General features: G+C 37.2%; 12 protein-coding genes. 5 read left to right on the plus strand and 7 right to left on the minus strand.

Annotation, left to right across the window (positions count from 1 at the left end; all coding sequences use genetic code 11):
- Positions 1–31 precede the first annotated feature (31 nt).
- Entirely contained in the window at positions 32–490 is a 459-nt protein-coding gene (lysM, locus tag D0T08_RS03960; RefSeq protein ID WP_116981273.1) for a peptidoglycan-binding protein LysM, read from the minus strand.
- A 404-nt stretch (positions 491–894) separates the two neighbouring features.
- Between lysM and D0T08_RS03965 the strand changes: the two genes are divergently transcribed.
- Positions 895–1,428, plus strand: a complete 534-nt coding sequence (locus D0T08_RS03965) for a nuclear transport factor 2 family protein (RefSeq protein WP_116981274.1) — start codon at positions 895–897, stop codon at positions 1,426–1,428.
- A 52-nt stretch (positions 1,429–1,480) separates the two neighbouring features.
- Here the strand turns inward: D0T08_RS03965 and D0T08_RS03970 are convergent, their stop codons facing one another.
- The 3 genes from D0T08_RS03970 to D0T08_RS03980 all read right to left on the minus strand — a co-directional run bounded on the left by D0T08_RS03970 (position 1,481) and on the right by D0T08_RS03980 (position 6,169).
- Complete coding sequence (locus D0T08_RS03970; RefSeq protein ID WP_116981275.1) at positions 1,481–2,545, minus strand: hypothetical protein; 1,065 nt, start codon at positions 2,543–2,545, stop codon at positions 1,481–1,483.
- 200 nt (positions 2,546–2,745) lie between these two features.
- On the minus strand, positions 2,746–5,394 hold the full coding sequence (locus D0T08_RS03975; protein WP_116981276.1) for a TonB-dependent receptor: 2,649 nt from the start codon (positions 5,392–5,394) through the stop codon (positions 2,746–2,748).
- 37 nt (positions 5,395–5,431) lie between these two features.
- The gene (locus D0T08_RS03980) at positions 5,432–6,169 is read right to left on the minus strand and encodes a LytTR family DNA-binding domain-containing protein (protein ID WP_116981277.1); all 738 of its coding nucleotides are present in this window, start codon (positions 6,167–6,169) and stop codon (positions 5,432–5,434) included.
- A 280-nt stretch (positions 6,170–6,449) separates the two neighbouring features.
- On the opposite strand from D0T08_RS03980, the gene cas6 reads away from it, so the two are divergent.
- The 4 genes from cas6 (at position 6,450) to D0T08_RS04000 (ending at position 10,295) form a co-directional block, all read left to right on the plus strand.
- Entirely contained in the window at positions 6,450–7,244 is a 795-nt protein-coding gene (cas6, locus tag D0T08_RS03985) for a CRISPR-associated endoribonuclease Cas6 (RefSeq protein ID WP_116981278.1), read from the plus strand.
- A 154-nt stretch (positions 7,245–7,398) separates the two neighbouring features.
- Complete coding sequence (locus tag D0T08_RS03990; RefSeq protein WP_116981279.1) at positions 7,399–8,769, plus strand: cytochrome ubiquinol oxidase subunit I; 1,371 nt, start codon at positions 7,399–7,401, stop codon at positions 8,767–8,769.
- A complete protein-coding gene (gene cydB, locus D0T08_RS03995; protein ID WP_116981280.1) occupies positions 8,769–9,803 on the plus strand; it encodes a cytochrome d ubiquinol oxidase subunit II in 1,035 nt (344 codons plus the stop codon). Before D0T08_RS03990 ends, cydB begins: the two co-directional genes overlap by 1 nt.
- A gap of 24 nt (positions 9,804–9,827) precedes the next feature.
- Positions 9,828–10,295 (plus strand): lipocalin family protein, encoded by a 468-nt coding sequence (locus D0T08_RS04000; RefSeq protein WP_116981281.1) that lies wholly within the window; start codon positions 9,828–9,830, stop codon positions 10,293–10,295.
- 101 nt (positions 10,296–10,396) lie between these two features.
- Here the strand turns inward: D0T08_RS04000 and D0T08_RS04005 are convergent, their stop codons facing one another.
- From D0T08_RS04005 to D0T08_RS04015, 3 genes are read right to left on the minus strand one after another with little or no spacing between them, the layout of a single operon-like run.
- Positions 10,397–10,744, minus strand: a complete 348-nt coding sequence (locus tag D0T08_RS04005) for a hypothetical protein (RefSeq protein WP_116981282.1) — start codon at positions 10,742–10,744, stop codon at positions 10,397–10,399.
- A 23-nt stretch (positions 10,745–10,767) separates the two neighbouring features.
- Positions 10,768–12,972 (minus strand): tetratricopeptide repeat protein, encoded by a 2,205-nt coding sequence (locus tag D0T08_RS04010; RefSeq protein WP_116981283.1) that lies wholly within the window; start codon positions 12,970–12,972, stop codon positions 10,768–10,770.
- Between the two features lie 23 nt (positions 12,973–12,995).
- Entirely contained in the window at positions 12,996–15,050 is a 2,055-nt protein-coding gene (locus D0T08_RS04015; protein WP_116981284.1) for a tetratricopeptide repeat protein, read from the minus strand.
- Between the last annotated feature and the right edge of the window lie 90 nt (positions 15,051–15,140).

Here is a 15,140-nt window from a genome sequence, read left to right on the forward strand (position 1 = left end):
AAGGCCCTTGGAAAAGGGCCTTTCTCATATATTAAAGAGCTGGAATTCTTAATACCTGACCTGGATAAATTTTATCCGGGTGAGTCAACATCGGTTTGTTAGCTTCAAAAATAACAGGGTATTTCATCATATCGCCGTAGTAAGTTTTAGCGATTTTAGACAAAGTATCTCCTTTTTCTACCGTATGGAATTGTGCCTCCGGTTCAGGAGTAGTTACAGTCAACTGGTTGTCAACTACGTGTACACCCTCAACGTTACCAACTGCCAAAGCAATTTTCTCTGACTCTTCCTGTGTATCTACATCACCTACTAAAGTTACAGTATCACCCGAAGTTTTAATAGTTAATGTATTAAAAGACAAGCCAAGTTTTTGAACGTGAGCTAAAAGAACACTGGCTTTCAGTTCTTCTTTTTTCTCAACTGGTGCTGCTTCTTCTTTGTGGCCGAAAAGTTTTTCACCTACCCCTTTAAAAAATGACATTAATCCCATTTTCGTAATTGTTTTTTTGTTAATGATTAGATAAATAATAAGCACTGCAAATGTATCAAAATCCTGCTACCTGCAACAAAAATTGGAATAATTATTTGAGTATCAATAGATTTTGAATCTGGTTTCCATCGGTAGTCGGTTTTTAGACGTATCCGCTTGCTAAAGTAACAGAAATACTTAACTATTTTTAAAATTTCATTTTAAAATTCTATTAAAGGATATAATACCACAGAAATCGTAGATTTTTAAGTGATTTATAAGCATTGAGTCGGTATAGCTTAGTTTCGTATATAGTGAATTACATTAAAAATATATTAAGAAATTCGCAAATAATGCAAAAAAAGCTTGCAATACTCCCGTATTATTTTCGTTAATTTGAGGAGAAGATTAAAACAATTATACCGATGAAATGTAACAAATTACTACTCGCATGTATACTAATGCTTGGCTTTTCAGTGAAAGTCAGTGCACAATCGGACGACGACGCTATCAAAGAAACTCTGTACAACTATTTAGATGGTGGTGCCTCGGGTGACTCAGCTAAACTGAACCGTGCGTTCCACTATGCTGCCAATTTACGTAGCTTATCTAACGGGCGCATCGCCGAAATTCCGGTAAAAAGATTCATTGCATCGGTACCTGCCGGAGGTGCTAAATGGAAGAGTAATATTGTAAGCTACAGCTACGCCGGAACAGCCGGAACAGCAGTAACTGAAGAAGAATTTGATACTTTTAAATACGTAGATTTTCTGAATCTATTAAAAATAAACGGAGAGTGGAAGATTGTTAGCCGTGTCTTCTCAAAAGTTGATAAAGGCACCTTAGTAGCTGCCAATGGCACTACTGCCGCTCCTGCCGCAAGCACATTAAAAGCGGGCAACACTCCAGCCGGAAAAAAACCAGCCGCCAAACCAAAACCATCTGATGATGGTTGGTGAGAAGATTTAAGTATAAAAAAAGAAGCCTTTCTTTCTGGAAAGGCTTCTTTTTTTACCCCACTACCTCACTCAACCACATCTTTACTTTCTGGACCCATTCGGCTTGTTTGAAAGTATCTAGACTATGGCGGGATTCGTCGTCGTATTCTTTTTGTAGCCGGTTCATTTCTCTGTACGATTCCAGATATTCATACTGAATCATACTATTCAGGTCTTCTATGCTTTCGGCGTGCATGGCTTTTACTTTTTTCTTGAAGCGTTCTACCACCAATTTGGTAATATCAAAATGCAATTGCTCATGCGCCAGTGAATAATCAGTTTTAGCCGACTCATTAGCCCACGACATGCCTCTTACCATATAAGTTCGGGTCTCCACAAAAGCCTGAATTAATCCTTTGGATACTTTAAAAGAAGAATGATAACCGAAATTGCTGAAAATAGCTGCACCATATCTCATGGAATTAGGTTTACCCCTGAAATCATCCCAGTTTATTTTTCTGGTTTCATAATAGATAGTATCCTTATCATTCTTTTTAAAATCTGGCATGATAAATATCTCAACTCCTTTGTTTAAGGCCTCATGCTTTTCATTGTTGATTTGCATCCAATCAGTAAAGTAGTCGAGTGTCTGCACAATTAGTTGATTTAGTACCGATTCAAGGTTATTCATATTAGGCGAAGCGACGATCGACCGCTTATAATCCATAAACACATCAGAAGTAACCAATGCAACCGTATCGTTTTTCCCGATTCGCTCAAAACTTACGGATAGTGTCATTTTGCCATTGACTGCTCCTTCTTTTCTTGATTCGGCGACTGTCAATGTTTTTAGATTGTACAGAATCGGAACAGTATTTACATCTTTCGCCAGATTTTTAGCAATAAAATTCTGTATACCATTCTTCACACCACCTGTAATAGTAATAGAAGATTTATCGTTGAGAGAGGTAATGATGGTACCAATGCCGTTTTTCTGAGGTCGTCCGTCTTTCACATCGGCAATATGGTAGCCAACGGGTTTTATATCAATCCGTGTATCGCGTAGTGTTATTGAATGCTGAGCCAATACTGTTGGCATAATAGCCCAGCAAAAGGCTAGTATGGCAATCGTGCGCATGGATAAATAATTGAGTAATTGAACGAATGAGTGATTTAGTGATTAATCATGAATGACTAATAGTTAATTAGCGAATAATTTGTCACATGTTCGCAAAATACAATGTAACACGATTAATTATAAAACCAGCAAATACTGACTTCTGTTCCCTAATTCAAAATCACTCAATCACTCAATCACTCAACTCCTACTCTCAACGATTAATTCTTGCTTTTATTGAAATTCAGGTCGCAAACAATTCCGGCGTAGATGATACGGCTGATAGGTGCTGAGCCATAGACTGTTATGGCATTGGCATTCGTGAGGTTTGTGCCACCTACTTTTATAGTAGAATGGAAGTCTTTCAGATAATAATTCAACTGGGCATCTAGCGTACCATAAGCCTTTATTTCTCCCTCATCGAAAGGCATAAAATACATATAAGTGCTACTCCAACGATAATTCACTGAATATGAGAAGTTTTTCGTTATTAAGCCATTGGCCCCTATATTGAACTTATGTTCCGGTGTATTGAAGCCCGCTATCAGGTCTTTGATATCTGAGATTTTAGCCCAGGTATGATTGCCATATACATTGAGTTTGCTGTTTACGCGGTAGTCAAGACTAATAAATGTCCCTTGCGTGGTAACAGGTTTATCAAAGTTTGCCCAGGTCTGGATAAATCTTCCTCTCGTACGGTCGGGTGCAGTTTTTGCCCAATCACCTGTTTTTTGTTGGAAGTTACCTTCTGGTGCTTTTCCATCTTCACGTCCCTGAAAACGGACAATGCCTATAAAACCATTATATAAGCTGCGGTAATAGCTCAGGTCTATCTGTAAATCTTTGGTCAATAATCCTTTATAACCCAATTCCCAGCTATTCATTTTTTCAGGTGCCAGTTTCTTTACTTCATAAGGCTGTGTACCTGCTGAATTTAATCCTTTAAAACCGTTTTCAACATTCCCAATCAGCAAGATGCTGCCATAATCAAGGTAAATATATTGGTCAAGCTGTGCTGGAGCTCTGAAAGCCGTAGCAAAATTAGCCCTGAAATTATGACGACCTACCGAATAAACCGCCGAAATACGTGGTGAAAACTTGGTATCAAAATTCTGGAAGAGGTCTACCCTACCTGCGGCCGCTAAGGTTAGCTTATCATCTAATAGCTTTTGTTGGATTTGTCCATAAACACCCGATTCCCAATTGGTAATACCATCTCTTTTTTCTCCGGTTAATGGTGAAAAATTACCATCAGAAAGCAAAGTGCCATTTGATTTCAGCAAATAACTACGATAAGCTCCTCCTACTACAATATCTGTTGTATTAAATTTAAATTCTCTTTGGGCAGATAAATCGGTATAGCGGGCGGTATTGGCAAAAGCTGCACCTTTTACGGTTGAGCCATTAATCACTAAATCGCCCACCCCATTCGCTACTTTATCCGTTATCTGGTCGAATTGTGAAGTAGATGCTCCTGCAGGCATTGGGCTCAATTGCAGGTTTTGCGTAAGATTAAAAGCTAACTTAGCCGCATCCTGAATAGATTGCCCACCCTGAATAACAGGTATTGAAAACGCGGTTGGAATACCTCCATTTATCTGGTCAGGCGTATAAACTCCTGATAAGTTACCTCCACCAAAGCCGCTACCACGTGCAGCAGCAAATATCTGATTCCAGGCATTGAAATAATTGGCCGAAATAGTCGGGAAGTTACCATTTTTTGGGTCAGTCATGCGTACATTCTGCAGGGCATTGGCTACCCCTCCTATCTCGTAGGCTTTCCCGCCATAATCAAACATGGAATAGGCCCGCACAAACCAACGATTATGCTTTATCTCAAATTTGTGCAAATCATATTGCATTTCGCGCCAGGCAAAGCGGCTGGTACTCTGAAAAATACCGTTTCCCATCGACCAGCGATATTCATAAGAAGCCTGTGTTTTTTCGTTTATCTTGAAATGCAATGATGGGTTCAGACGTATGCTACCCGCTTGAAAAGTATTGAGATTGATAAAATTGTCTCCTGCATTAGTACCAATAATAGTTCCCTCTTTGAAACCGGGCATATAAATACGGTAAGGCTGGTTATTGTTGTATTGGGTGTATTTTGGATCTGATACCGTTGAGCCTACATCGCCAAAATAATTCAATTTATTCCAACCGAAAGGTGAGCCATAGGCATTATTGGCTGCATCAGAGCCAGCCAATCCACCTGCTGTTACGGCTTTAATGGCGGCGTCTGATTCACCCAAAAACTCTTCCCCTTGGGTAAAATTGGCATTCAGTTTAAAGGCAAAACGCTTGGCGAATGTCTGGGCATATCTGATTTGTCCGTCTAATAATGACCTTGAACCACCACGTACCGAAACGGCTAATCCCTGATGTTTAAAAGGGTCTTTTGAGTGCATCAATATCACGCCATTGAAAGCACCCGAGCCATAGAGAGCCGAGTTTGCTCCGTAGATTACTTCAATATTATCTATATCCAAATCAGGTGTACCCATCCAGTTGCCTCCGTATAAAGAAGAAGTTGGAGACATAAAATCAACGTAATCGGCCAATTGCAGAATGCGTTCAGCCTTTGAACTATTGAATCCTCTGGTACTTAAACTTGTTACAAACCAACTCGATTGGCTTACATCAATGCCCTTGTAGCGGGATAAAGAAGAAATCAACTCTATGCCGGGCGATTGTTGCAGTTGCAGGGCAGATACTTTAGTAACAGATACGGGAGCTTTAAAAATACTTTCTTCAATTCTTGATGCCGACACCACTACTTCATTCAATGCTTTGGCACTATCTGTTGGAGTTTCTTGTGCCCATGCCCATTGTGTGACTAAACAAGCGATTAAGTAAAGCTTTCTTCTCATGGTTTTCTTTTGGTTTATATAATGGTTTTGTTTTGTCTTAACCTTCAATCCACTTCCTGAATTGTGCTGCGTTTTCCTGACTGATACTTACTTCGGCTTTTGACAGATGCATGAGTTCTAAAGCGATTTTCCCTTTGAATGAGGGCTTAAAGCTTCTGATGGCATCAATGCTTACAATAAATTTTCGGTTTACTCTGAAAAACTGTCGGCCAGGCAATTCCAATTCCAGTTCGCTCAGGTTCTTTTCTATAATGTACCGCTCTCCTGTTTTATCTATAAGAAAAACCACTCTTGATTCGGTGTAGATAAAGCCTACCTCATCCGTTTTCAGGACGTAATAGTTTGTGCCTTTCTTCACAATTAATCGGTCTTTGGCAGGAAGCGTTTTATAATCAGGGCTCTTAAGGTTTAGGAGAAAATGCTTTCTCAAAGTTTCGTATTTATCTAATACCCTGATTATCTCGGTCTTTTCTATAGGTTTCCTCAAATAATCAATGGCATTTAGTGGCATGGCCTGTGACCAGTATTTGTCGTAGGCCGACATAAATACGACTGGAAATACGATGTTTATCTGCTGAAAAATTTCAAAACTTAATCCATCTTTCAGTTCTACTTCAAAAAAACCTAAACCCACACCCTCATGCATAGCCAGATAAGCCAAAGATTCTTGAATGCTTTGGCAATGAACCAGTTCTGACATCGGATAATATTCGGCTAATAACTCGGCTATCAGCTTCACATTCTCTTCTGTTTTTTCTACAATCAGAATAGTCATCGGCTATTTCGGTGTTGGAATTTCCACTTTCAGGCGAAATATCTCGGTCTTGGCGAAAAAAAATTTGCGTCACAAAATTACAGAGAACAAATTAGAATAACGCTACTACTGATATATCACTCAAAATTTGTCTACATATCTGTTGTTTCTGCCCTAAATCATTACTTCTAGCAATATTGAACTAAAAAAGTGACCGAAAAATAAATTTATCCATTAAAATTTCCATTTCGTCAATACCCCATCTACATTTAGGCCCCGATTCACTATCGAAACCTTTTGCATGCGACTAATACTTACCTTAAAACCACTTACAGCTACCCCTCATCTCATGTGGAACTATCATTATCCACTTGCGTCATGGCTGTACGGTGTCATTGCCAAAGCTGATACTCAATATTCTAATTTTCTACATGAGAAAGGGTTTCCTATCAAACAAGGAAAAACTTTCAAGCACTTTACTTTTTCTGATTTGCAGGCCAAAATCAGCTATCAGAATGGCGGCTCAGGATTTCAGATTATTTCGCCCACTATACAATGGACAATCTCTTTCTACATCGACCAGATTGCTGAAAAATTCATTGCCGGGCTCTTACACGAAAAAACTGTCGATATTTTTAATCATGAATACAAGGTTTCGTTTAAGGTCGAGAGCCTGGAAACTAAACCGGCTTTTATTCATCATACAACCACACATTTCAAAGCCACATCTCTAATGGTTGTGGCCGAAAAAAAGGACAATAATGACCAATATCTCGAACCTACAGACCCCCGATTCGGACAACTGCTGGTTTCGGGTTTGATTGATAAATACCTGAGTATTCTTAAAGAACGAAATGAGATAATAGATACCAATTTGATTGACCAGGAAATTCATTTTAAGTTATTAGAGAGTTCGAAGATGAAGTCAAGAAAAATAACCATCAAGGAGAATAAGAAAGCAGAAACAACAATAAAGGGGTATAGAGATTTTACGTTCACCTTAACAGGTCCAAAGGAGGTAATAGAAGTGGGTTATCTGGGTGGCTTTGGCCGCTATTGTTCAGAGGGTTGCGGGTTCTGCGAAATAGTGGGCTAAAACTTATAAAACACCCAAATGTTTGAAAAAATTCTTCAAAATATGATAAATATATGCCTAAAGGCTAAGATTTTTTCTTATTGAAAATAAAGTAGATTTTCCTTGATTCATATTCATCTGGGGCTGAAATTCGCTACATCTAACACAATGATTTATGAATACTGAACTGCTTTCTCGCATACAGTTTGCGTTTACTATCGCCTTTCATTATATATATCCTCCTTTAAGTATCGGTTTAGGTGTGGTCATGGTTATTATGGAGGGGCTTTACCTGCGCACTGGTAAACCTATCTACGAACAAATGACCCGTTTCTGGATACGCATATTTGCCCTCATTTTTGGTATTGGTGTGGCTACAGGCATCGTGATGGAGTTTGAGTTTGGCACCAACTGGGCAGTTTATTCACGCTATGTTGGTGATATTTTTGGGAGTGCTCTGGCAGCAGAGGGAATTTTTGCTTTTGCCCTGGAATCTGGCTTTTTAGGGATCCTGATTTTTGGCTGGAATCGGGTGAGTCCACGGGTGCATTTCTTTGCTACGCTGATGGTGGCCTTAGGTTCTATGTTTTCAGCTATCTGGATTGTGGTAGCCAATTCCTGGCAACAAACCCCTGCAGGTTATAAAATTGAGGGTGAGGGAATGAAAGCCCGTGCTGTAATCACCGATTTCTGGGAAATGGTATTTAATCCATCAAGCATGGACAGGCTTTCGCATGTGCTCATCGGGGCATTTCTGGCGGGTTCTTTTCTGGTCTTGAGTGTCAACGCGTATTATATTCTGCGTGGGCGACATCTGGATATTGCGAAGCCTGGTTTTAAAATAGCTTTGGTTGTTGCCACCGTCTCTTCTCTCTTACAGTTATTTACGGGGCATCATTCAGCAGTTGGGGTAGCCAAACATCAGCCTGCCAAACTAGCTGCCTTTGAGGGACATTTTGATTCATCAAGTATAGCCGATTTATATCTGATGGGTTGGGTTGACAAAAAAAATCAGAAAGTAACAGGTGTGAGCATTCCCAAAGGACTAAGTTTTCTGGTGCATAATGATACCAAGACACCTGTTAAGGGCTTGAACGCTTTCAAAAAAGATGACCAGCCATCGGCAGTAAATTTTGTCTTTCAGACCTTTCATATAATGGTGGCGATTGGCATGGCTTTAATCGGACTGACCCTACTGGCTTCTTTTCTATGGTGGCGGGGCAAATTATTTGAGCAGCGATGGCTAATGCATATTTTTGCTTGGTCTGTCTTGTTACCTCAGGTAGCCAATCAATTGGGCTGGTATTCAGCAGAGGTCGGGCGGCAACCCTGGGTAGTATATAATTTATTAAGAACTTCTGACGCTCTGTCGCAATCGCTTAAGGCTGAACAGGTACTCTTTTCGTTAATTATGTTTACTTTAGTATATGCCCTGTTATTTGCGTTGTTTTTGTATCTGCTCAACAAGAAAATAAAACACGGGCTGGAAGGCAATGATGAACTGATTCCTGAGTATTCAAAACGTGATAACCCGATTATAAAATAATGGAAACAATACTTGGACTCAATCTGGCCACCTGGTGGTTTCTGGTAATTGGTGGCATTTTCAGCGGATATGCCATTCTGGATGGGTTTGACTTAGGCGCAGGCGCATTGCATCTATTTTTTAATAAAGAAGAAAGTCGACGGAAAGCACTCAATGCCATTGGCCCTGTATGGGATGGCAACGAAGTTTGGCTGGTGATTGGTGGCGGAGCTTTATTTGCGGGTTTCCCTGTGGTATATGCTACTATTTTTTCAGCTTTCTATGAGCCTTTTATGATATTTCTGGTTATGCTGATTTTCAGGGCTATTTCTATTGAGTTCCGGTCAAAAGAGCCCATGCTCTGGTGGCGCAAAACATGGGATATTAGTTATAGTGTATCAAGCATTATTCTGACATTATCTCTAGGACTTATACTGGGCAATATTATACAAGGCCTAGCGCTCGACGAGAATTTTGTTTACAGAGGTACTTTAGGCGATTTCTTTAACCCTTACGCCATTCTGATAGCTTTTACAACGTTATCTTTATTTATGATGCACGGGGCTATTTATCTGGTGATGAAGACTGAAAACCGATTATATGCTAAATTGACGGTGATAGTTAAAAACACCACCATCTTTTTTGTATTAATGTTTGCGGTTACTTCTGTAGTAACATTGCTATATGTACCCCATATGGCCGAGCGGTATAAAGAAGTACCTTATATGTTTGCTTTTCCGATTTTAGCTATTCTGGCGGTTGCTAATATTACCCGACAAATCACTAAACGTAAATATCGTTATGCATTTATTTCTTCGGCAGTTGTTACGGCTTTATTGATGGTATTAGTGGCAGTTGGACTTTTTCCAAATATCATTTTATCAAGCATTGACCCTGCTTATAGCATAACGGTGCATAATGGTTCATCAACGGATAAATCTTTGAAGATTATACTGTTATTCGCCGTAATAGGTGTGCCTATTGTAGCTACTTATACCACTTTCGTTTTCTGGACATTCAGAGGAAAAGTAAAACTGGATGATGCTAGTTATTAATCCAAATTAAAAAATTACCTATTCATGCACAGTATCTTCACAACTCTGGTAGGCACCTGGTTTATTTGCTACACTAATTTCCCGATGTGGCTGAAAGGCGACAAAACCAATCCAACTTTCAATTATACCATTACCACCCACAAAGGTGAAAAAGTACTTCTAGATGAAGTAAAGTATCTCAAAAAAAGTAAAGAGAAAACTATCATAGGCTATGACTACCAGGACGAAAAAGATAGCGCGGCTTTTACCTGGAGAGGAAAAGGCATTTTAGGTTTATTGAAAAGCCAATGGCGGGTGGCTCTAATAGACCCAAAAGGCCAATGGGCGGTGATTGTCTTTTCAAAGACTTTATTCACTCCTGAGGGTGTAGATATTATTAGTAGAACACCTGAGATTTCTGATAATACCATGAAAGAAATCATTGGTTTGATTGAGAAAGATATAGAATTGAAAAGATACCTGAAAAGTATTAAGAAGGTAAAGAGAAAATAATCAGAACATAATTCAATAAATTATTTATATAGTAAATATTCAGGGTTTGATCTTAAAGTGATTTTGACTTTAAGATTAAATCCTGAATATTTAAATCTGCTTTATTTTGTCTTTTTCCTATTGGTCCAGGCTGTCCATCCACCCCAAGCTAAGCCAATAAAAGATCCAACTGTTATTAGCATTTTAAAAAGATTATCCGTTTTACCTACCCAATCTGAAAAACTCCCACTATCGTTTGCTTCTTCCGAAATTGGCGCACCTTGTACAACCTGTATATCATTACTATCGCTTTTACTAAGATGAATCTTCGACTTCTGAATACTATCTTTTCCGCTTTGATGAACTCTTAACTTATTTTTACCTGATGTATCAGATGTAATTTCAGAAATTTGCCCTACAGAGTATAAACTGATTAATAAAAAAATTAAACTAATAAATGCATTCTTCATATTTTATAAAAATTTAGATAGTTTTACTTCTTATTACATTCCTCATAGTTACTAATTACACCACTTATATCTATGCCAGCTTCTTTACCAAGCGCAATAGCTTTTTTAAAAAATGGCAGTGCTTTATCTTTAAAGCCCTGATAACAATGGGCTTCAGCAAGGTTTTGATAGAGGTTAACTTGTAATTTGATTGTTTGGAAATTTTTGCTATTCCTTATTACTTCCAGAGCGAATTCGTAGTAATTAATAGCTGCCAAATACTGATGTGATTTAAAAGTTTTTATACCAGCCTTGGTTATCATTTCTGCTCTTTCATAGTCATTTTTTTTTGCAAACCAAGTTCGGTTTAGAAACTGTTCTCCTTTTTCTTTTTCTCCTTTGGCTATATAAGCAAAGCCAATGTTATTATAAGAATTAGCTATATCCTGATGGTCCTTGCCTAATATCTTTTCTCGAGTTATTAACGCCTTTTGATAATATTCCAACGCTTTATCATAATCACTCTTAGCATTATATATCAAGCCTAAATTGTTATAAGAATTAGCCACATCAATATGCTCTTTACCCAATGATTTTTCCCGAATCATTAAGGCTTTTTTCTGATAAATTATAGCAGTATCATACTCTCCCTTATCTTTATAAACTAATCCGATATTTTTATACGAGGTCGCTACATTGGGATGGTTTATTCCTAAAGCTTTCTCTCGGATTATCAATGCTCTCTGGTGATATTCTAAAGCCCTCCCATATTCTGCTTTATATAAATAAATTAGGCCTATATTGTTGTACGAATCGGCAGCATCCGGATTTTCTTGGCCTAACACATTTTCTCGGATTCTTAATGCTTTTTCAAGGTAATCTAACGCCTTGTCATACTCCCTTTTATCTTCATAAACCAGTCCAATATTATTGTAAGAAGTAGCAGCATCCGGATGCTCTTTACCTAATACCTTTTCACGAATTATCAACGCTTTTCGCAAATAATCTAAAGCTTGGTTATATTCTCGTTTATCCTTATAAATCAATCCGATTATATTATAATAACTAGCTACATCAGGATGCTCTTTGCCTAACAATTTTTCACGAATTATCAACGCTTTTTGCAAATACTCTAAAGCTTTATTATACTCTCCTTTATCTTTGTAAACTAATCCAATATTTTTATAAGAATCTGCCACATCACGATGTTCCTTACCTAAGCGTTTTTCCTCAATCACCGATGCCTTCCGATAGTATTCCAGGGTTTTATCAAATGCTCCTTTTTCACTATAAACTAACCCAATCATACTATAAGAGCAAGCCACGTCCAGATGCTCTTTGCCCAATACCTTTTCGCGGATTTCCAGAGATTTTTTCAGATACTCTAAGGCTTTATCATACTCTGCTTTATCTTTATACACCAATCCAATATTATTGAAGGAACTAGCCACATCAGGATGCTCTTTGCCTAATACTTTTTCACGAATCCCCAAAGTTCTTTGATAATATACTAAGGCTTCATCATACTCTCCTCGCTTATAATAAATAAGCCCTTTTTCTGCCAGATAATATGTATTGCCAGGTTCATGGGTTAATGATTCTTCTATTTGCATTAATGCTCTAGAAAATAAATAATTTATTCTGTTATTCCGCGCTTGCAGATAACTCAACTGTGCTATCTCTTTTTTCTCTTTTGCAATTTTTGCTTTACGTTTTAATTTGTATTCCTCTAAAATGTATTGGTAAGTCTCATTATCAAATTTATCTAATGCTCTATTCGCTTTCAATAATACTTCAGATAACTCTGTATCAGTCGTTTGCTTTCTTAAGATTTCAACCTCTTCTTTAAGTTTACTGTTTTCTACGGTTAACTTACCAAACTCTTTAAGGAATTTAGTGGGATCAAATACGCCCGATTCTTTTGATTTGTCTATTAAGCCTATAACTAGCTGGTTTGTTTCATTAAAAATCCGATCTATTTTATTCAAGCCTTGATTAGTATTCTTTATCAGTCTCTCAATACTTTTTAAGTCCTTAGCCATTTGTGGAATACCCAGTAGATAAGAAATAAACTTCTGATAGTCTCGATCTTTATTTAAGTCATACTCTTTAATTATGTTACCCTGAATAACCTTGATTACATTGTTATTCCCGGTAACTCTTATGTCAGCTTTTTGCTCTTTCACAAGCGATTGTGCCCTTGCGCAAAAAGAGAGGATGAAAAAGAGTATAGAGAGGTTAGTTTTCATAAAGCTCAATTATATTCAATTATTTACTTCTTCTTGCATTCTTCGTAATTATTAACTACTTGCTCTATATTCAGGGCATTTTGCGTACCTAAGTCGATAGCTTTTTCAAATAGTGACAAAGCCTTATCTTTATTGCCCTGTTGACAATAGGCTTTGGCAAGGTTGTTATAAAAAATAACCCATAATTGGCCTGTACGGGGGGCATGACTTTCTTCCAGATACTCTAATGCGAATTCATAAAACCGGATAGCTGCAGAATATTGCTTTACTATGAAGGCATTCATACCTTCGCTATTGAGCAATATGGCCTTGTTGGAATCTGTTTCTTTAACAAACGAAGACTTACTCAACCATTCTTTTCCTCTTTCTGTTTCACCCTTTGCTATATATACCATCCCGATAGATTTATATAGGTCAAGCAGAGGCTGATGTTCCTTACCAAAAATCTTTTCCCGAATCTCCAAGGCTTTCTGATAATACTCTATAGCTTTCTCGTAATCTCCTTTATTGTCATAAAGTAAACCAATATTGTTATATGTTGTAGCCTCCTCTGATTCATGTTTTTCTTGTTGTTTACTTAGTATCAATAAAACTTTTTGATACTCTTTCAAGGCTTTGTTATATTCTCCATTCCTGCTATACGTTAATCCAATATTATTACTGGAGGCAGCTACATCCAGATGATTTTCTCCTAATGTAAATTCCCGTATTTTCAAAGCTTTTTCATAGTACTCTATTGCTTTGCTGTACTCTTTAATATCACTGTAAACCCCTGCGATATTATGATAAGAAATACCAGTATTTAAATGGCCCTGCCCTAGCAATTTTTCTTCTATCGACATTGCTTTTTTATAATTTTCTAAGGCTTTAGCATTATTTCCTTTGATTTTATAAACAAATCCTATGTTATTATACGAGATAGCTAAATCAGGATGTCCTTTTCCAAATACCTTCCATTGAATTGTCAGGGCTTTTGTAAGATACTCAATTGCTTTATCATGCTCACCTTTGTTATTAAAAGCCATTGCCATATTACCATACGAAATTGCTATATTTTCCTTTTCTTTAGCAGAATTCTTTTTTTCAATTATCAATGCTCGTTTGTGATAGTCTAAAGCTTTATTAAACTCTCCTTTCTCATTATAAACAGAGCCTATATTGTTGAAAGCATTTGCGATGGATTGATCATCAGTTTGCTTATTTTTATAGATGGCCAAAGTTTTCTCATAAAATAACAAAGCAGAATCAAGCTCGCCCAAATTACTATAAACCTGACCAATATTGTTATAAGATTTTGCCACATCCAGGTCTTCGTTTTCTGCTTTCTCTGCCCTAACCTTCAAAGCATTTTGATAGTATGTTAAAGCGTATCTGAATTCTCCTTTTTGATAATAAATATCTCCTTTCTCTGTCAAATAGCCTGGATTATTTGGTTCAATTACCAAGGCTTCATCTATCTGCACTAATGCAGAATCAAATAAAAATGTTATTCGGCTATCCTGTGCTTGCAAATAGCTTGTTTTGGCTATTTCTTTCTTTTTCTTTACCTTATATTGCTGTAAAATATCTTGATATGCTTTATGGTCGAACCTCTCCAATGCCGTATTAGCTTTTCTTAATACAGCAATAAATTCAGGCTCTTTTGATTGTTTAATTAATATTGCAACTTTATTTTTGAGTTTATTATTTTCTGTTTTCAAGTTATCAAATTCTGCTAAAAACTTGTTTGGATCAAAGAATCCGGACTCCTTAGATTTAGCCACTAAGGCTTTTATAAGTTCAGTATTCTTCTGAGTTAAGGCGGCAACATCGTTTGCAACTCTTACTTCTTTCAGATTAATAGTAAGATAAGTTATGAAGTTCTGATAATCAGCCGTTTTATCTAAATCATATTGAATAACTATTACAGTATTATTACTCCCTTTTACATTTATACCAGTATTCTGATCTTTGCTTTTACTGTTTTGCAGAACCTTAATTATATTATTATTACCCGCTATTGTAGCATCAATTTTTTGCCCTTGCGCCAACGAACCAAACGAAAAGAGAATACAGATTATGAATAGAATATTTTTCATTGCTTGCTTATAAAAGAGGTTTATTTTCAGCTCAAAAAATAAAAAACATTACTTATCGAGAATTCAGAAGGAAGACAATGGTATGAGGAA

This window comes from Emticicia sp. C21, from assembly GCF_003418935.1.
In the GTDB taxonomy this organism is placed as follows: Bacteria; Bacteroidota; Bacteroidia; order Cytophagales; family Spirosomataceae; genus Emticicia.

Coding starts and splice junctions, on each gene's coding strand:
- D0T08_RS04000 (WP_116981281.1), top strand. CDS start 9,828: ATGCACAGTATCTTCACAACTCTGGTAGGCACCTGGTTTATTTGCTAC.
- D0T08_RS04010 (WP_116981283.1), bottom strand. CDS start 12,972: ATGAAAACTAACCTCTCTATACTCTTTTTCATCCTCTCTTTTTGCGCA.
- D0T08_RS03990 (WP_116981279.1), top strand. CDS start 7,399: ATGAATACTGAACTGCTTTCTCGCATACAGTTTGCGTTTACTATCGCC.
- D0T08_RS03980 (WP_116981277.1), bottom strand. CDS start 6,169: ATGACTATTCTGATTGTAGAAAAAACAGAAGAGAATGTGAAGCTGATA.
- D0T08_RS03970 (WP_116981275.1), bottom strand. CDS start 2,545: ATGCGCACGATTGCCATACTAGCCTTTTGCTGGGCTATTATGCCAACA.
- cas6 (WP_116981278.1), top strand. CDS start 6,450: ATGCGACTAATACTTACCTTAAAACCACTTACAGCTACCCCTCATCTC.
- D0T08_RS04005 (WP_116981282.1), bottom strand. CDS start 10,744: ATGAAGAATGCATTTATTAGTTTAATTTTTTTATTAATCAGTTTATAC.
- D0T08_RS03965 (WP_116981274.1), top strand. CDS start 895: ATGAAATGTAACAAATTACTACTCGCATGTATACTAATGCTTGGCTTT.
- lysM (WP_116981273.1), bottom strand. CDS start 490: ATGGGATTAATGTCATTTTTTAAAGGGGTAGGTGAAAAACTTTTCGGC.
- D0T08_RS03975 (WP_116981276.1), bottom strand. CDS start 5,394: ATGAGAAGAAAGCTTTACTTAATCGCTTGTTTAGTCACACAATGGGCA.
- D0T08_RS04015 (WP_116981284.1), bottom strand. CDS start 15,050: ATGAAAAATATTCTATTCATAATCTGTATTCTCTTTTCGTTTGGTTCG.
- cydB (WP_116981280.1), top strand. CDS start 8,769: ATGGAAACAATACTTGGACTCAATCTGGCCACCTGGTGGTTTCTGGTA.